At 63.5% G+C, this 17,747-nt stretch carries 15 protein-coding genes and 1 pseudogene; 11 read left to right on the top strand and 5 right to left on the bottom strand.

What is annotated here, in order from left to right:
- Window positions 1–4: 4 nt before the first annotated feature.
- On the top strand, window positions 5–2,059 hold the full coding sequence (gene pbpC, locus BLW25_RS12285; RefSeq protein WP_092899426.1) for a penicillin-binding protein 1C: 2,055 nt from the start codon (window positions 5–7) through the stop codon (window positions 2,057–2,059).
- Between the two features lie 165 nt (window positions 2,060–2,224).
- Here pbpC and BLW25_RS12280 read toward each other — a convergent pair whose 3' ends face one another.
- Window positions 2,225–2,962: a metallophosphoesterase gene (locus BLW25_RS12280; RefSeq protein ID WP_092899424.1), complete on the bottom strand. Its 738-nt coding sequence runs from the start codon at window positions 2,960–2,962 to the stop codon at window positions 2,225–2,227.
- A 185-nt stretch (window positions 2,963–3,147) separates the two neighbouring features.
- On the opposite strand from BLW25_RS12280, the gene gndA reads away from it, so the two are divergent.
- The gene (gene gndA / locus BLW25_RS12275) at window positions 3,148–4,557 is read left to right on the top strand and encodes an NADP-dependent phosphogluconate dehydrogenase (protein ID WP_092899422.1); all 1,410 of its coding nucleotides are present in this window, start codon (window positions 3,148–3,150) and stop codon (window positions 4,555–4,557) included.
- Window positions 4,558–4,696: 139 nt separating this feature from the next.
- On the opposite strand, the gene serA is transcribed toward gndA, so the two are convergent.
- The 3 genes from serA to BLW25_RS12260 all read right to left on the bottom strand — a co-directional run bounded on the left by serA (window position 4,697) and on the right by BLW25_RS12260 (window position 8,683).
- On the bottom strand, window positions 4,697–6,292 hold the full coding sequence (serA, locus tag BLW25_RS12270) for a phosphoglycerate dehydrogenase (RefSeq protein ID WP_092899420.1): 1,596 nt from the start codon (window positions 6,290–6,292) through the stop codon (window positions 4,697–4,699).
- Window positions 6,293–6,368: 76 nt separating this feature from the next.
- A complete protein-coding gene (locus BLW25_RS12265; RefSeq protein ID WP_092899418.1) occupies window positions 6,369–7,523 on the bottom strand; it encodes a phosphoserine transaminase in 1,155 nt (384 codons plus the stop codon).
- Between the two features lie 113 nt (window positions 7,524–7,636).
- Window positions 7,637–8,683 (bottom strand): GlxA family transcriptional regulator, encoded by a 1,047-nt coding sequence (locus tag BLW25_RS12260; protein WP_249497480.1) that lies wholly within the window; start codon window positions 8,681–8,683, stop codon window positions 7,637–7,639.
- Between the two features lie 20 nt (window positions 8,684–8,703).
- On the opposite strand from BLW25_RS12260, the gene BLW25_RS12255 reads away from it, so the two are divergent.
- The 6 genes from BLW25_RS12255 to BLW25_RS12230 all read left to right on the top strand — a co-directional run bounded on the left by BLW25_RS12255 (window position 8,704) and on the right by BLW25_RS12230 (window position 15,764).
- Window positions 8,704–9,618, top strand: a complete 915-nt coding sequence (locus BLW25_RS12255; protein ID WP_092899416.1) for a 3-dehydrocarnitine:acetyl-CoA trimethylamine transferase BcoG — start codon at window positions 8,704–8,706, stop codon at window positions 9,616–9,618.
- A gap of 107 nt (window positions 9,619–9,725) precedes the next feature.
- Complete coding sequence (locus BLW25_RS12250) at window positions 9,726–11,192, top strand: carnitine 3-dehydrogenase (RefSeq protein ID WP_092899414.1); 1,467 nt, start codon at window positions 9,726–9,728, stop codon at window positions 11,190–11,192.
- 4 nt (window positions 11,193–11,196) lie between these two features.
- Window positions 11,197–12,360, top strand: coding sequence for an acyl-CoA dehydrogenase family protein (locus tag BLW25_RS12245; RefSeq protein WP_092899412.1), 1,164 nt, complete (start codon window positions 11,197–11,199; stop codon window positions 12,358–12,360).
- Window positions 12,361–12,675 carry an Rdx family protein gene (locus BLW25_RS12240; protein WP_092899410.1) on the top strand — a complete coding sequence of 105 codons (315 nt, stop codon included), beginning with the start codon at window positions 12,361–12,363 and terminating at the stop codon, window positions 12,673–12,675.
- A 294-nt stretch (window positions 12,676–12,969) separates the two neighbouring features.
- Window positions 12,970–14,961, top strand: coding sequence for an acetate--CoA ligase family protein (locus BLW25_RS12235; protein ID WP_092899408.1), 1,992 nt, complete (start codon window positions 12,970–12,972; stop codon window positions 14,959–14,961).
- Entirely contained in the window at window positions 14,961–15,764 is an 804-nt protein-coding gene (locus tag BLW25_RS12230; RefSeq protein ID WP_171909542.1) for a carnitinyl-CoA dehydratase, read from the top strand. Before BLW25_RS12235 ends, BLW25_RS12230 begins: the two co-directional genes overlap by 1 nt.
- Here BLW25_RS12230 and BLW25_RS25345 read toward each other — a convergent pair.
- Window positions 15,655–15,999, bottom strand: coding sequence for a Mu transposase C-terminal domain-containing protein (locus BLW25_RS25345; protein WP_366268283.1), 345 nt, complete (start codon window positions 15,997–15,999; stop codon window positions 15,655–15,657). The genes BLW25_RS12230 and BLW25_RS25345 overlap by 110 nt on opposite strands.
- Before the next feature lie 248 nt (window positions 16,000–16,247).
- Between BLW25_RS25345 and BLW25_RS24395 the strand changes: the two genes are divergently transcribed.
- The 3 genes and pseudogenes from BLW25_RS24395 to BLW25_RS12210 all read left to right on the top strand — a co-directional run.
- Window positions 16,248–16,385, top strand: a complete 138-nt coding sequence (locus BLW25_RS24395) for a hypothetical protein (RefSeq protein WP_171909541.1) — start codon at window positions 16,248–16,250, stop codon at window positions 16,383–16,385.
- Window positions 16,382–16,696 (top strand): restriction endonuclease, encoded by a 315-nt coding sequence (locus tag BLW25_RS12215; RefSeq protein ID WP_092899402.1) that lies wholly within the window; start codon window positions 16,382–16,384, stop codon window positions 16,694–16,696. Before BLW25_RS24395 ends, BLW25_RS12215 begins: the two co-directional genes overlap by 4 nt.
- Window positions 16,681–17,083 (top strand): annotated as a pseudogene (locus BLW25_RS12210) (transposase); the annotation flags it as partial. The gene BLW25_RS12215 and the pseudogene BLW25_RS12210, both read left to right, overlap by 16 nt.
- Window positions 17,084–17,747: the final 664 nt, after the last annotated feature.

Genomic DNA, 17,747 nt, shown 5'->3' with positions numbered 1-17,747 from the left:
TAAGATCATGCGCGCGCGCTGGATCTTTGCGCTTGCGGCGGGCCTCTGGCTCGCCGCAGGGTCCCGCGATGCCTTTGACGGCTGGATCGATGCGACCGTGCTGCCGCCGCTGGCGCTGGCCACATCGGTCGAGGTCAAGGACCGCGATGGCGATTTGCTCAGGGCCTATACCGTGTCGGATGGGCGCTGGCGGCTCAGGGTCGATCTGGCCTCCGTGGATCCGCGCTATATCGACATGCTGCTGAATTACGAGGACCGGCGCTTCCGCGATCATGCCGGCGTCGATCTCCAGGCGCTGGCACGGGCGGTTTTACAGGCCGCGCGGTCTGGTCGCGTTGTCTCGGGTGGCTCGACCCTGACGATGCAGGTGGCGCGGCTTCTGGAAGAGGGCACCACGGGCCAGGTCGGCGGCAAGCTGCGCCAGATGCGGGTCGCGCTGAAACTGGAACGCGAACTTTCCAAGGATGAGATCCTCTCGCTCTATCTGCTGCTTGCGCCTTTCGGGGGCAATCTCGAAGGGGTGCGGGCGGCATCGCTGTCTTATTTTGGCAAGGAGCCGACCCGCCTGACCCCGGCCGAGGCGGCCTTGCTGGTTGCGATCCCGCAAAGCCCGGAAAGCCGCCGCCCCGACCGTGCAGCCGACCGCGCCGAGGCGGCGCGCGACCGGGTACTGGACCGTGCGGTGCGTTTCGGGCTGATCGAGGGTGAAGAAGCCCGGGCCGCCCTGACCGAACCCGTGCCGGGGATCCGCAAGCCTTTCCCGGCCTTCGCCCCGCATCTTGCAGACCGGGCCCGGACCGCCGATCCGACGCTGGGCGAACATATCCTGACCATCGACAGGGATCTGCAAAAGCGGCTTGAGACCCTTGCGGCGGAAACTGTCCGCGCGCGCGGCAGCCAGATGCAGATCGCGATCGTGGTCGCCGATCACCGTTCCGGCGAGATCCTTGCCTCGGTCGGTTCTTCGGGCTTTCAGGATGAAAAACGCCAGGGCTTTGTCGATATGACCCAGGCGCTGCGCTCTCCGGGATCGACGCTGAAGCCGCTGGTCTATGCGCTGGCCTTTGACGAGGGCCTCGCCCATCCCGAGACGGTGATCGATGACAAACCAATGAGTTTCGGCACCTATGCGCCGCAGAATTTCGACCGGCAATATCGCGGCGAGGTGCGGCTGCGCGAGGCGTTGCAGCTTTCTCTGAACATTCCGGTGGTGGCGCTGACCGATGCGCTCGGACCGGCAAAGCTGATTTCGGCGATGGGCAAGGCCGGGATGAAGTACCGCATTCCCGGCAATCAGCCCGGGCTCGCGGTGAGCCTTGGTGGCGTGGGGGTGAGCCTTCAGGATCTGGTGCAGCTTTATGCCGCGCTGGCGCGCGGCGGCGTGGCGCTGCCGCTGGTCTGGCGCCTTGACGGTGAACGTGCCGGGGGCGCCCGCGTGGTCTCGGCCGTTGCGGCCTGGCAGGTGGGGGATATCCTCGCAGGCCTTGCGCCGCCGCCCGGCGCGCCGGCGAACCGGCTGGCCTATAAGACCGGTACCTCCTACGGCCATCGTGATGCCTGGGCGATCGGCTATGACGGGCAACATGTGATCGGGGTCTGGATGGGGCGCGCCGATGGCACGCCGGTGCCGGGGGCGTTTGGTGCCGATGTGGCTGCTCCGGTGTTGTTTCAGGCCTTTTCCCGGCTGAAACAGGCGCTGACCCCGCAACCGCCCGCGCCTGCTGCGACATTGCTGGTCGCGAACCGCCAGCTGCCGCCGCCCCTGCAACGTTTCCGCCCCCGCAATGCGGCCTTTGCCGAAGTGAACGCGCCGAAAGTCGATTTCCCGCCCGATGGGGCCGAGGTGGAGCTTTTGCGCACGAGCGAGGATCGCCCGGGCCTGAAGGTGAAAGTCTCAGGCGGCACCGCGCCCTTCACCTGGCTGATCGACGGCGCGCCGATGGCAGTCGGGTCGCCGGATCGCGAAATCATCCTCGCGCTCTCCGGCGCCGGATTCGTGACACTGAGTGTCATTGACGCCGAGGGCCGCTCCGCCCGTTCAAGGGTGCGGCTCTGGTGACCCGCCCCGCCCGCGTCGGAATTTCTAAAAATTCCGGGCCGCTTTCCGGATCGGAAACCGGGCGTCGCACTTGATCCACCGCCAGTGCGCCTGGTGATCAGCACATCGCTCTCGCCCATCTGATGACCAGGCAAACCTGCGGGATCGACCTTTGCCCGACCGGCTTCAGGCGCTTTCTGGCCGCAGCGGTACGCGGCCCAGATCGGTCAGCAAAAACACCTCGCGCCCGTCAATCGCAATGGCGGTGAGCGGCCCGCCATAGGCGGCAGAACTGTCGATATTCACCCGGTTGCCGTAATGTCTGGCCTGATCAAGCGCAGTATGACCATGGACGATCAGCGGCCCGTGATCGCGATTGTCGTCGAGAAAGCCCTTGCGGATCCAGACGAGATCATCCTCGGCCTGGTCCTCCAGCGCAATCCCGGGCCGGATGCCGGCATGCACAAAGAACACATCCCCACGGCGAAGCGAGGTCGGGCGGCTTTCCAGAAAGGCCAGATGCGCCGGGTCTACCCTGTCGACTGCCTCGCGATGTACCGGATCGATGGGGCGATCCCCGGCGGCGCGGATGCCGTAAGAGCGCAGCGTCTCGGCCCCGCCAACCGCCGGATGCAACCAGTTATAGGGGTTTGACAGCGCGGGATCTGCCCACCACGGGTCATGGATGAACTGTGTGAAGAGCCGGTCGTGATTGCCCTTGAGCACCACCCAGTCCTCACCCCGCTCCATGCCGGTCTTCAGCCAGTCGATCACGCCGCGGCTGTCCGGCCCGCGATCCTCAAGATCGCCCAGATGCACCACCGGCGCCGGACCGTGCTGCGCGATATCCTTCGCGATCCGCTCATGTGCGCGTTTCAGAAGGTCGAGATGGCCATGAATATCGCCGATTGCATAGCTGCGCATAGGGGGCTCCTGCATCCGTTCCGCATGCCCGGCATTGCCGCGGGCCGCGAGATCGGGCAAGGCTTAGGCCGACAGCCCTCTCGCCGCAAGCCAATCCTGACCTGTACCGACAAAGATCCGCAGGGAGTGTTTGCGCTAACACGGTGCGGCAGCTAAACGGGGGCAAATCAGTTCAGGAGACTCAGATGGCGCTTGCAGAAATCGGTCTGGTCGGGCTCGGGGTGATGGGCGCGGCCCTCGCTCTCAATATCGCGGAAAAGGGACATCGGATCGCGGTCTGGAACCGCAGCCATGATGTGACGCAGAAATTCCATGCAGAGGCCGGGGATCTGGCCGCGCGTCTCACCCCGGCCGAGACGCTGGAAGATCTGGTGGCGGCGATTGCCGTGCCGCGTGCGATCATCCTGATGGTGCCCGCGGGCGATGCGGTCGATCAGATGATCGCGGCGCTGCGGCCGCTGCTGGGGCCCGATGATCTGATCATCGACGCCGGCAATGCCAATTTCCACGACACCGAACGCCGCGCCGCCGAGGCGGTCGCGCAGGGTGTGCCCTTTATCGGCATGGGGGTCTCGGGCGGCGAAGAGGGCGCCCGTCACGGTCCGGCGATCATGGGCGGGGGACCGCGCGCCGCCTGGGACCGCGTCGCCCCGATCATGGAGGCAATTTCGGCGAAACATGACGGCACGCCCTGCGCCACCTGGATGGGGCCGGGCGGGGCCGGGCATTTCGTGAAAACCGTCCATAACGGCATCGAATATGCCGATATGCAAATGATTGCTGAAGTTTACGGCCTTATGCGCGACGGTATGGATATGGCCGCCCCCGGCATCGCCGCGGTGTTCGAGGCCTGGAATGAAGGCGCGCTGCGCTCTTACCTGATCGAGATCTCGGGCAAGGTCGCCCGCGCGACCGATCCGGAAACCGGTGCCGCCATGCTTGATGTGATCCGCGACGCCGCCGGCCAGAAAGGCACCGGGCGCTGGACCGCGATCGAGGCGCAGCATCTCAGCGCACCGGTCCCGGTGATCGAGGCCGCCGTGATGGCGCGCAATGTCTCGGCGCGGCGGGACGAACGCCAGGCGGGCGAGGCGGTCTTCGGTGCCGGGCCGCAGCCGCTCGGCGGCGGGCTCAGCCTGAAAGACCTCGAAGGCGCGCTGATCGCGGGCAAGATCCTGTGCTATGCCCAGGGCTTCACCATGCTGGATGCGGCTTCGAAAACCTGGAACTGGGGCGTGCCGCTGCCGGAATGCGCCAAGGTCTGGCGCGAAGGCTGCATCATCCGTTCGGCGATGCTTGACCAGATGGCTCAGGCCCTGAGCGAAGACCCCGCGCGCAATCTGATCCTCGCACCGACCTTCACCGCGCTCCTGAAACAGCATCACGAGGCGCTGCGCCGCGTCGTCGCGACCGCCGCGCTCAAAGGCCACAGCCTGCCCGCACTTTCGGCCGGGCTCGCCTGGTTCGACCTCATGCGCACCGCCCGCGGCACCGCCAATATGCTGCAAGGTCAGCGCGACTTCTTCGGTGCCCATGGCTTTGACCGGCTCGACGGAAAGCCGATCCATCATGGTCCCTGGGGCAACCACGCCTGAAAAGGAAAAGGGAGCCGGAACGGCTCCCTTTTTTATTTCATCTGTCCTCAAATTTCCCACGGGCAAGCCGACGGAGACGCCACCGGTTCAAGGCACCGGCAGCTTGCGGGGGGTGTGAAACCCCTGCAAGCCAGCCAGTTCAGGCGACGTCGAACACCAGCGGTTTGACCTGCTGGAACATGCCCGTCGCCTCCAGCGTATCAACCACTTTCGCGTCAATCGGCCCGTCAAGATACAGAAGCGCAATCGCATCCTCGCCCACTGCCGACCGGCCGAGGGTGAAGTTCGCGATATTGACGTTGTTCTTGCCCATGGTCATGCCGAGAAGACCGATGATCCCCGGCACGTCGTCATTGGTGGTGTAGAGCATATGCGCCCCGATCTCGGCGTCGATATTGATGCCCTTGATCTGGATGAACCGCGGCTTCCCATCCGAGAATACCGTGCCTGCGGCCGAGCGCTCGCGCTTGTCGGTCACCATCGTGACCTTGATATAGGCGTCAAACGAACCCGACTTGTCCTGACGCGTGGTCGAGATCTGGATCCCCTTGTCCTTTGCCACGCTCGGCGCCGAGACGAGGTTCACATCCGGATTATGCGCCTTCAGCACACCCGCAATCACCGCCTGGTTCAGCGCCGGCAGGTTCATCTCCGCCACGCGACCGTCATAGAGGATGTTCACCGCCTTCACCGGCTCATCGGTCATCTGCCCGATGAACGACCCGATATGGGACGCAAGCCGGATCCAGGGGCCCATCACAGTGGCCTCTTCGGCGGTCACATTCGGCATGTTCAGCGCGTTTTGCACCGCACCGGTCAACAGGTAATCCGACATCTGCTCGGCGACCTGCAGTGCGACATTTTCCTGTGCCTCGGTGGTCGAGGCCCCAAGATGCGGGGTCACAACCACATTCGGCAGGTTGAACAGCGGGCTTTCGGTCGCCGGCTCGGTTTCAAACACGTCAAAGGCCGCGCCCGCGACATGGCCCGATTTCAGAGCTTCAGCCAGCGCTGCCTCATCGACCAGACCGCCCCGAGCGCAGTTGATGATCCTGACGCCCGGCCTGGTTTTCGCGATGGTCTCGGCGTTCAGAATGCCCCGGGTCTTGTCGGTCAGCGGCACATGCAGCGTGATGAAATCGGCCCGCGCCAGCAATTCGTCCAGCTCGACCTTGGTCACACCCAGCTGTTTCGCGCGCTCTTCCGACAGGAAGGGGTCAAAGGCCACGACCTTCATCTTCAGACCCACCGCGCGATCACAGACGATGCCGCCGATATTGCCGGCTCCGATCACGCCGAGGGTCTTGTTGAACAGCTCAACCCCCATGAATTTCGACTTTTCCCATTTGCCGGCATGGGTCGAAACGCTCGCCTCGGGCAGCTGCCGCGCCACCGCAAACATCATCGCAATCGCATGTTCGGCGGTGGTGACCGAATTGCCGAACGGCGTGTTCATCACGATCACGCCCTTTTTCGATGCCGCCGGAATATCGACATTGTCGACACCGATCCCGGCGCGGCCCACCACTTTCAGCCGGGTGGCCAAAGCCAGCAGCTTCTCGGTCACTTTGGTGGCCGAGCGGATCGCCAGCCCGTCATATTGACCGATGATCTCGGCCAGCTTTTCTTTGTCCTTGCCAAGCTTCGGCAGATAATCGACCTCGACGCCACGGTCGCGGAAGATCTGAACGGCGGTTTCACTCAATTCGTCGGATACAAGAACGCGGGGGGCCATTGCGGGGCTCCTTGAATGGGGGTCTCAGGGGGAGAGAATTGTGAGGGGCGGGGGCGCGGACGCCCCCGAAAACCGATCAGGCCGCGACAGTCAGCGCCGCAATCTCGGCGTTGAAGGCGTATTCGATCCAGGGCATCAGCGCGCGCACATCGGCCTGCTCGACCGTTGCGCCACACCAGATGCGCAGACCCGGAGGGGCATCCCGATAGGCTCCGGCATCCAGCGCCACGCCTTCAGCCTCCAGCCTTTTTGCAACATTTTTGGCGAATGCAGCGCCATCCGTGATGCGCAGATCTGTGAATTTCACACATACGCTGGTGCAGGAGGCCGTTGCCGGATCCACCGCCAGATTGGCGATCCAGTCTTTGTCTGCGATGAAGGTTTTGACCTCATCCGCATTGGCTTCCGACCGGCCGATCAGACCTTTCAGCCCGCCGATGGTTTTCGCCCATTTCAGCGCGACGAGGTAATCTTCCACACAGAGCATGGACGGCGTGTTGATGGTCTCGCCAACAAAGATCCCTTCCGAGATCTTGCCTTTCGAGGTCAGCCGGAAAATCTTCGGCAGCGGCCAGGCCGGGGTATAGGTCTCCAGCCGTTCCACCGCGCGCGGCGACAGGATCAGGACGCCATGGCCACCCTCCCCACCCAGCACTTTCTGCCAGGAGAAGGTGGTCACATCAAGCTTCGCCCAGTCCAGATCCATCGCGAAAGCCGCCGAGGTGGCGTCGCAAATGGTGAGGCCCTCACGGTCCGCCGGGATCACATCGGCATTGGGCAAACGCACGCCCGAAGTGGTGCCGTTCCAGGTGAAAACCACGTCCCTATTGAAATCGACCTGAGCAAAATCAACGATTTCACCGTAAGGCGCCTTGCGCACGGTGGCGTCGAGCTTCAGCTGTTTGACGACATCGGTGACCCAGCCTTCGCCAAACGACTCCCAGGCGAGCATCTCGACGGCTCGCGCACCAAGCAGCGACCAGAGCGCCATTTCGACAGCGCCGGTATCGGAAGCGGGGACGATCCCGATGCGGTAATCCGCGGGAACGCCAAGAATGTCACGGGTAAGGTCGATGGCTTCTTTCAGCTTTGCCTTGCCGGCAGCGGCACGGTGCGAGCGGCCCAAAGGCGCATCAGCAAGCATATCGAGGGAAAAGCCGGGGATCTTCGCGCAGGGGCCCGAAGAAAAACGCGGATTAACCGGGCGCGCGGCCGGGGCGGTGAGTGCCATATCTGGTATCCTTGCAGATAAATGCCTCTCGTTGGGGAGAGGTGTCCCACCGCCGGGATTACGCCTCTCGCGGGGGTGACGCAAGAGGAATTTGAAATGCCGGTTTCAGACTTTTACGACTTCGCTTTGGGGGGCTTTCTCAGCGCGCCCGGGGCCTCGCCCCAGGCATTGCGGAAGGCGCGGGACAGGGTGGAGGGGCCGGAAAACCCTGTGCGCAGAGCCACTTCCGCCAGGGGGTGCTGTGTGTCCGTCAGCATCCTCCGTGCGGCCTGGAGCCGAAGCGTCAGGCACCAGGCCGCAGGGGTGGTGCCCAGAGAGTCGCGAAACAGGATCTCCAGCCGGCGTGGCGAAAGACCGACGGCGCGGGCGGTCGCGGCGGCGGATTCGGGCTGGTCGATCCGCTCCTCCATCCGCCGCACGGCTGCGGTGACGCGCGGGTCGAGCGCAGGGTCGCGGCGCAAAGGCGCGATTTGTGGCTCATGGCCAGGGCGGACGCCGGTCAGAAAGCTGTTCGCGACCTGGCGCGCGAGGCCTGCGCCATGGCGGGCGCGGATCAGATGCAGCATGAAATCCTGCGCCGGTGCCGCGCCCCCGATCGTCACGCGGTTGCGGTCGATCACGAAGCGGTCCGGCACGACCTCGATCTGCGGATGGCGGGCGGCGAGATCTTCCAGATCTTCCCAATGAACGGTGGCGCGGTAGCCGTTCAGCAGACCCGCGCGGGCGAGCACCCAGGGGGCGCTGTCAACCCCGCCGACCAGCTGGAACCGGGGCGCGATACGGGTCAGTTCGCGGATCAGGGGGCGGGTTGCAACCTCGTCAAGCCGGTAGCCCGAGATCACGATCAGCGCATCGGCACCGACCGCATGGCCGGGTGGGCCGTCAGAGGGCAGCGACAAGCCGCAGGTCAGGGGCACAGGCTGGCCATCCGGCGAGACCACGCGCCAGCGAAACAGCTCACGCCCGAGCTGGCGGTTGGCGTTGCGAAGCGGATCAAGCGCCGAGGCGACCTCGAGAATCGAGGCCTGGGGCAGCACAAGGAGCGCAATGGTCAGCGGGCCGCGTGCCGATGAGAAGATAGCGTTTTCCGTCATGAAAAATTCGTAAATCGCAAAGCGTGCGCGGGCAAGCCGGATAATCTCGGGCGCAACAGGCCCCATGCTACAGGAAAGAGTCTCCCATGCCGCTGACCATGAACCGCGAGGTTTTCATCACCTGTGCCGTGACCGGGTCGGGGGGGACGCAGGATCGCAGCCCGCATGTGCCGCGCTCGCCGGAACAGATCGCAGCTTCGGCGATTGATGCCGCCAAGGCCGGTGCGGCAGTGGTGCATTGCCATGTCCGTGATCCGGAGACCGGCAAACCGGCGCGTGATCCGGCGCTCTATCGTGAAGTGACCGAACGCATCCGCGATTCGGGCACCGATGTGGTGCTGAACCTGACCGCCGGCATGGGCGGCGATATGCTGTTTGACGGCACCGAGACCATGAACCGCATGGCGGCGAATTCCGATATGGCGGGCGCTGCCGAGCGGGTGGCGCATGTGGTCGAATGCCGCCCCGAGATCTGCACGCTTGACTGCGGCACGATGAATTTCAACGAGGCCGATTATGTGATGGTCAATACGCCCGGGATGCTCCGGGATATGGCGAAGCGCATGGTGGCCTCCGGCACGAGGATCGAGATCGAGGCCTTTGACACAGGGCATCTCTGGCTCGCGAAAGCGCTGGCTGATGAGGGGATCATCCCCGATCCGGTGCTGGTGCAGCTGTGCATGGGGGTGCCGTGGGGCGCGCCGGATGACCTGAACACTTTCCTGGCGATGGTGAACAATGTGCCGAAATCCTGGCACTGGTCGGCTTTTGCGCTTGGGCGCAACCAGATGGCCTATGTGGCGGCGAGCGTGATCGCGGGCGGCAATGTGCGGGTCGGGCTTGAGGATAATCTCTGGCTCGACAAGGGCGTACTTGCGACCAATGCGCAGCTCGTGGAGCGCGCGGTGACGATCATCGAGAACCTCGGCGCGCGGGTGATCACGCCGGCTGAGGTGCGGGCGCGGCTGAAGCTGGAGAAGCGGGCGCCTTTGCCGAAGTGAGGCGCCTCTGGCCGGGTGCGGATGCCTCCGGCGGGGATATTTAGAGACAGATGAAAAGGCTCTCCCGCAGCAATGGAGGGCCGGGGTCAGGGAAGGGAGCGCGTGCTATGGCGCGTAAGGCGGCGATTATCGGTGGCGGCGTCATTGGCGGAGGCTGGACGGCGCGGTTTCTGCTGAATGGCTGGGATGTGGCGGTGTTCGACCCCGATCCGGAGGCAGAGCGCAAGATCAATGCGGTGCTCTCGAATGCGCGGCTGGCTTTGCCGGCTTTGTCGGATGTGCCGATGCCGCCGGAGGGGAAGCTGAGTTTTGCGGACACCATGGCCGAGGCGGTCGAGGGCGCGGAATATGTACAGGAGTCTGTGTCCGAGCGGATCGAGCTGAAGCACAAGGTCTATGCGCAGCTGCAGCAGGCCAATCCCGGCGTGCTGATCGGGTCTTCGACGAGCGGGTTCAAGGCGTCTGATCTGCAGACGGGGTCGCCGGCGCCCGAGAACATCATCGTCGCCCATCCGTTCAACCCGGTCTATCTGCTGCCTTTGTCGGAGATCTCGGGGTCGGAGAAGAATACGCCCGGGACGGTCGAGAAGACCGTGCAGATCATGAAAGACATCGGGATGTTCCCGCTGGTGATCCGCAAGGAGATCGACGCCTTTCTTGGCAACCGTTTCCTCGAAGCGGTCTGGCGCGAGGCTTTGTGGATGCTCAAAGACGGGGTCGCCACCACCGAGGAGATCGACGAGGCGATCCGCATGGGCTTTGGCCTTCGCTGGGGGCAGATGGGGCTTTTCGAGACCTATCGCATCGCGGGCGGTGAAGCGGGCATGAAGCATTTCATGGCGCAGTTCGGCCCGGCGCTGAAATGGCCCTGGACCAAGCTGATGGATGTGCCGGAGTTCAATGACGAGCTGGTCGAGCTGGTGTCTTCCCAGTCTGATGCGCAATCGGGGATGTATGGCATTCGCGAGCTGGAGCGGATCCGTGATCAGAACCTCGTGGGCTTCCTGCGGGCGCTGAAAGAACGCAACTGGGGGGCGGGCAAGGTTTTGCGCGAACATGACGCGCGCCGCGCGGCAATCTTCCATGCCGACACCGATCAGGGGCCGAAGGCCGCGCCGCTGGTCATGGCCCATATGCAGGTGCTGCCGGGCTGGATCGACTATAACGGCCATATGACCGAGAGCCGCTATTATTTCTGCAACTCGGAAGTGGCGGATGCCTTCCTGCGGCTGATCGGGGCCGGGATGGACTATGTGGAGGCGGGGCACAGCTATTACTCTGCCGAGACCCATATCCGCCATCTCGGCGAGGCGAAGCTCGGTGACAGGCTCACCGGCACGCTGCAGATCATCTCGGCCGATGAGAAACGGTTCCGGTCATTTGTGCGGATCCTGAAAGGCGACGAGGTGGTCGCGACGATTGAGCAGCTTTGCCTGCATGTCGATACGAAGGCGGGAAAAACCGTACGGGCCGCGCCGGAAGTCTGGGCGAAGCTGAAGGCGGTGGCGGAGGCCCAGGCCGGGTTGCCGCTGCCCGAGGGCGCGGGCCGCGCCGTTGGCCAGAAGAAGGACTGACGTTATGGATTTTGGCCTGAACGAAGAACAGAAGATGATCGTCGAGACGACGCGCGCTTTCGTCGAGAACGAGCTTTACCCACATGAGGCGGAGGTGGAGCGCTCGGGCGTGCTGGAGCTGGATCTGATCCGCGAGATCCAGAAAAAAGCCATCGGGGCCGGGCTTTATGCCGCGAATATGCCGGCCGAGGTCGGCGGTGCGGGCCTCGATACCCTGTCCTGGCTTTTGTATGAGAAAGAGCTGGGGCGCGCCAATTATGCGCTGCACTGGACCTGCGTCGCGCGTCCTTCGAACATCCTCCTGGCGGGCAATGCCGAGCAGCGCGAGCAATATCTCATGCCGTGCATTCGGGGCGAGACCTGGGATTGCCTTGCGATGACCGAGCCGGGGGCGGGGTCTGATCTGCGCGGCATGAAGGCCACGGCGCGCGAAGATGGCGACGACTGGATCCTGAACGGAACCAAGCATTTCATCAGCCATGCTGATCTGGCGGGCTTCACCATCGTCTTCATGGCGACAGGCGAAGAGGACACGCCACGCGGCCCGAAAAAGCGGATCACGGCGTTTTTCGTCGATAAAGGCACGCCGGGGTTCACTGTGCGGGAAGGCTACCGCAATGTCAGCCACCGCGGTTACACCAATGCCGTGCTGGAATTCGACGATTGCCGGGTGAACAAACGGCAGGTGCTTGGCGAGCCGCATAAGGGCTTTGAGGTCGCGAATTCCTGGCTGGGCGCGACACGGCTGCAGGTCGCTTCGACCTGCCTCGGCCGGGCAGAGCGGGCGCTGGACCACGCGATCTCCTATTCGGCGGAACGCAAACAATTCGGGAGCCAGATCGGCAAATTCCAGGGCGTCAGCTTCAAGCTCGCCGATATGGCGATGGAGCTGAAAGCGGCGGAGCTGCTGACGCGGGAGGCTGCCTGGAAATATGACCAGGGCACGGTCACCGAAGCCGATATGTCGATGGCAAAGCTGAAGGCGACCGAAGTGCTGGCGATGGTGGCGGATGAGGCGATCCAGATCCATGGCGGCATGGGGCTGATGGATGAACTGCCGCTGGAAAGGATCTGGCGTGACGCGCGGGTGGAACGGATCTGGGAGGGCACCTCAGAGATCCAGCGCCACATCATCTCCCGCGAGCTTTTGCGCGCGGTGGGGGGCTGAATGGCGGATCCGGTCGAAAAGGCTGCGGGCCCGAAAATCCGCTTCACTTATTGCACGCAATGCAACTGGATGCTGCGCACGGCATGGATGGCGCAGGAATTGCTGCAGACCTTTGGCCAGGACCTGCATGAGGTGACGCTGGTGCCGGCAACGGGCGGCGTGTTTCGAATCGAGCTGGATGGCGCCGTGATCTGGGATCGCAAGGAACAGGGCGGCTTTCCGGATTCGAAACAGCTGAAGAAGCTGATCCGGGATCATGTCTGGCCGGAGCGCGATCTGGGCCATGTGGACAGCGCCGTAGCTTCCCATGGCTGAGCCGGTTGCCAACCGTGCCGGGGGCTGTCTGCCCCCGGACCCCCGAGGATATTTAGAGACAGCTGAAAACCAAATGTTAAGTAAATCCCACGACACTGGTTTGGCGGTACAGGCGGGGACGCCGATGGCCGCGACAGGTGAAACCCTGCCCCGCTTCGTCGGGGCAGGGGAACTGGTTCTGGAATTCATCTGTCCGAAAATATCCTCGGGGGGAGGCGCCGCTTTGCGGCGCCGTGGGGGGCAGACAGCCCCCCTCGGCGGATCCGGGATCGGGCACGCGCGGGGGGGCTGCGCATGAACCGGCTCGACAGATTGCTGCGCCCCCGGCATATCGCCGTTCTTGGTGCGGGCTGGGCGCTTAACGTAATTGAACAGACCCGCAAGATGGGGTTTGACGGGCCGGTCTGGCCGATCCATCCCAGTAAGCCCGAGATCGGCGGGCTTAAGGCCTATGCATCTGTCGCGGATCTTCCAGAGGCGCCGGATGCCACCTTTATCGGGGTGAACCGTTTCGCGACTGTAGAGGTCACCCGCGAGCTTGCGGAACGTGGCGCCGGTGGTGCCATCTGTTTCGCGGCTGGCTGGACAGAGGCCGGCGAGCCGGAGCTGCAGCAGAGCCTTGTCGCGGCCGCAGGTGATATGCCGATCCTCGGGCCGAATTGTTACGGCGTGATCAATTATCTCGATGGGGCGCTGCTCTGGCCGGATCAGCATGGCGGCGTGCGCGTTGAAAAGGGGGTGGCGCTGCTCAGTCAATCCTCGAATGTCGTGGTCAATATTGCCATGCAGCAGCGCGGATTGCCGATCGCCTATGTCGCCTGTCTGGGGAATGCCGCTGTAGTCGGGCTGGCCGAACTGGCGGGTGCATTGCTTGACGACCCGCGCGTCACCGCCATCGGGATGTATATCGAGGGAATCGATGACGCGCCCGCCTTTGCCCGTCTGGCACATCGGGCGGCAGAGATGGGCAAGGGCGTGGTCGCGATTAAATCCGGCAAGACCGAGGCCTCACGCGTGGCTGCCGCCTCGCATACGGCCTCGCTGGCGGGGGGCGGTGCGGCCTCTTCGGCCTTCCTCGCGCAGCTGGGGATTGCCGAGGTCAACAGCCCCTCCGAGCTGATCGAGACACTCAAGATCTTCCATCTTCACGGGCCGCGCCTTGGGACAAAGCTCTGCTCTTTGTCCTGTTCGGGGGGCGAGGCCGGTATGGCCGCGGATCTGGCCGCACCTTTCGGGCTCAGCTTCCCGCCGGTGCCCGAGGCCAGTCGCGCGCGGCTTTCCGAGACGCTCGGGCCAATTGTCACCATTGCTAACCCGCTGGATTACAACACTTTCATCTGGGGTGATCTGGAAAAGACCACCGAGGTTTTCAGCGCCATGCTGGAGCCCTATGACGCCGGGCTCTATGTGATCGACATGCCGAGGGACGACCGCTGCGACCCGTCGAGCTATTTCCCGGCGCTCGACTCCATTGTCGCGGCGCAGAAGGCGACCGGAAAACCGGCCTTCCCCGTGGTCTCGATCTCAGAGAATTTCGGCGAGGCACGGGTACAGGGGCTGATGGAGCAGGGGGTCTGCACGCTGCTGGGCTTTGAGACCGCGCTGGCGGCGATCCGCGCGGCGCAGACGCCCGAAGGCGCCCCCGGCTGGGAGCCGGTCAAAGCCCTTGCCCCGCGCGAGACGCGGCTTTTGACCGAGGCCGAGGGCAAGGCGCTGCTGGCGGCAGCCGGTATCCCGGTGCCGCGGGCAGTGACCGGCGTCACGCTTGCCGAGGTGCAGGCGCAGGCGACGGGTCTGACGGCACCCATCGCGCTCAAGGGCCTCGGTTTCGCGCATAAGACCGAGGCGGGCGCGGTGCGGCTTGGCCTTGCCTCTCTGGAGGGCGAGGCAGAGATGCCCGGTGCCACCGGCTATCTTGCCGAGGAAATGGTGACAGGGATCATCGCCGAGATGCTTCTCGGGATTGGCCGCGATCCGGTTTACGGCCTGACCCTGACTATCGGCATGGGGGGCGTCACGGCGGAAGTGCTGGCGGATACCGTCACCCTGGTCTGGCCGGCGGATGAGGCGCAGATCCTCTCTGCGATGCGGCACCTGCGGCTCTGGCCGCTGCTTGACGGCTATCGCGGCCGGTCAAAGGCGGATGTTGCGGCATTTGCCACGATTGCCGTCCGGCTGGGCCATCTGATGGCAGGCGATGACAGTCTGGAAGAAATTGAAATCAATCCGGTGCTTTTGCGCGAAATGGGCGCAGTGGCGGTGGATGCCCTGATACGGAGAGACTGATGGCCGAGATGCAGATGCGGGTCGAAGGACCGGTAAAAACCCGGCGCGAGGGCGCCATTCTTGAAGTGACGCTCGACGCGCCTAAGGCCAATGCGATCAGCCTGAAGACGAGCCGCGTCATGGGCCTTGTCTTCCGCGATTTCCGCGATGATGACAGCCTGCGCATCTGTATCCTGCGCTCGACCGGCGAGAAATTCTTCTGCCCCGGCTGGGATCTGAAAGCCGCCGCCGAGGGCGACGCCGTAGACGGCGATTACGGCGTTGGCGGCTTTGGCGGGTTGCAGGAATTGCCCAATCTCAACAAGCCCGTGATCGTCGCGGTTCAGGGTATCTGTTGCGGTGGCGGGCTGGAACTCGCGCTTTCGGGGGATCTGATCCTCGCGTCAAAGACTGCGACCTTCGCGCTGCCGGAAATCCGTTCGGGCACGGTCGCAGATGCGGCCTCGATCAAGCTGCCCAAACGCATCCCCTATCATGTGGCGATGGATCTGCTGCTCACGGGCCGCTGGTTCGACGCCGAAGAGGCGTTGCGCTGGGGCCTGATCAAGGAGATCTGCGAGCCGGACGAGCTGCTGCCGAAAGCCTGGGAGCTCGCGCGACTTTTGGAATCCGGCCCGCCGCTGGTCTATGCCGCGATCAAAGAAGTGGTGCGCGAAGCGGAAAACATGCGCTTTCAGGATGCGCTGAACCGCATCACCAAACGGCTGATGCCGACGGTGGACCGGCTTTATTCTTCGGAAGACCAGCTGGAAGGCGCGAAAGCCTTCGCCGAAAAACGCGACCCGGTCTGGAAGGGACGCTGAGGGCGGGGCAGGCTTCCTGGCAATCCGTATACCTGACGCCCACAAATCCCTGGTGATTACAGATCGCGGCATGCCATCCATCCCCGATTTTCACGGCGATCCATCCCAGGTCGAAAAGATCGGTGCGGATTTCGACCTCACGCTCAGGGGCGTGCAGGAACATCTCCCGCAGGGCCGGGCAGTTGTAGGACAGCCCCGCAAACAGCACACCATCACCCCGGATTCTCCGACTCATGGGGCGGCCAAAGACCCTCCTCAGTGTCAGGCCATCTGGCATGGGCAGAAGCTCGCCCACTCAGTTCAGGCCACAGCTACTTTTGGGTTTTCTGCTTCGCGCCACGAACGGCCGCTTTGGAGGATACGGCCACGAGCATCCTATGCCTCCGTCCGGCGGCTATGGGCCGGATTCCAAAGACGAGGGGCTGGCACGATAGCGCGTTCGCACTCGCGAAAGCCGTCGCCGGGATGCGCCCAGGTTCGCTGGTGGCTGAGATCCACGGACCCTCGAAGCTCCCAGCACTGAGGGAGAAACGCAAAGGTGGCGACACCTTCGTGATCGTTCATCCGCTATGGCGGCATGACGAGGATTTCGGCAGCCAGGCGATGGCGGGGTCGATGTGATCGCGCATCGCGACAAGCTGGGGTTTGAACCGCCGATCTTGAAGGTCCAGTGCAAACGTAAGACCGACCAAGTTCCGCGCCCGGAAGTCGACCAGTTGCTCGGCACTTTGGGCGAAGGGGAGTATGGGCTTTTTATCGGACTGGGGTCCTTCAGTCGGCAGTCAATGGAGCTAGAGCGCAACCGACCCAAGCTGCGGCAAATCGACGGCGAGCAGTTTGTCGAGCTTGTCCTCGAAAACTACTCTCGGCTGTCACCGCGATATCGAACATTGCTGCCTTTGAAGCAAATCTACGTATCCTGGACGCGCTGAACCACGCTGGGATCGCGCCAGACAAGCTCCAGATGGTTGATAGCACTGTGATCCGCGCCCATCATCATGCGGCGGGCGCAAAAGGGGGACTGCTGACAAGAGGCTCTTGGCCGTTCGAGAGGTGGCTTCTCGACCAAGATCCACCTGCGGGTCAACGGCGCAGGCCTCCCGATGAGGACCGAGATCACGCCAGGGCAGGATTCCGACTACACCGGCTACGATCTGGTGATGGCCGACAATCTGCCACAGCCCGCCGTTCTGGTCGCCGACAGGGGCTATGACTCTGATAAAATTCGGGAAGACATCGAGAGCCGCAACGCCCTGCCCATGATCCCCATGCGAAAGAACCGCAAGGTGCGCAAGGCTGTCGACATGACCATCTATACCTCTCAGCCTCCATTGCTGCCAGATCATTGCGGGAATGTTGCGGCTGTTGCTACCCTCCTGGCCCGGCATGCTCACGGGCAGTATCTCGAATAGAGGTTTCGTGACAAAGACCTTTGCCACTTTACGACACCACTCCGCAGCCTCTGTCCCGCTTTGCCTTGCGCTGATTGAGAGATCGCTTTGCCGCTGTTGCCAAGGGCCGTCCTGCGGCGGCACTCGAAGTTCGGTTTTCTCTGCTTGTTGGTTTCATGTCCCGAGTGAAGGCGGCAAGATGCCGGAGCCGCAAGCAGCAGCATTGTCCCGCATCGCTACCATCCTTGAAAGCTGTTTGCTGCGGAGCAAGACGAACGGCAGCTTCCGGGAATGCGGCAAAGCAACATACTGTCTGAGCGACCAGCGGCTACGGGCCGTGAGTCGCATGGGCGCGCACTTATGCCTTGTGGGCTTGCGGTGGGAGGGAGGCGACTTCGCCGGGTCTCGACCTCACTTGGCGCAGAAAAAAGCCAGCAGAGTGACCTCTACCGGCTTCGGATCACTTCACGGACGCAGATTTCCAACAAAATGGACAATCCACTGACATTAATGGAAGATCTATCTGGCACTTGCCATGTTTTGAAAAGTGCCAAGTAGATGTTCCATTGGCGCACCGAAAAAACCAATGAAA

This window comes from Rhodobacter sp. 24-YEA-8 (assembly GCF_900105075.1).
Taxonomy (GTDB): domain Bacteria; phylum Pseudomonadota; class Alphaproteobacteria; order Rhodobacterales; family Rhodobacteraceae; genus Pseudogemmobacter.
Note: the sequence above shows the minus strand (reverse complement) of the source record. Positions and strands in the feature narration are given on the sequence as shown.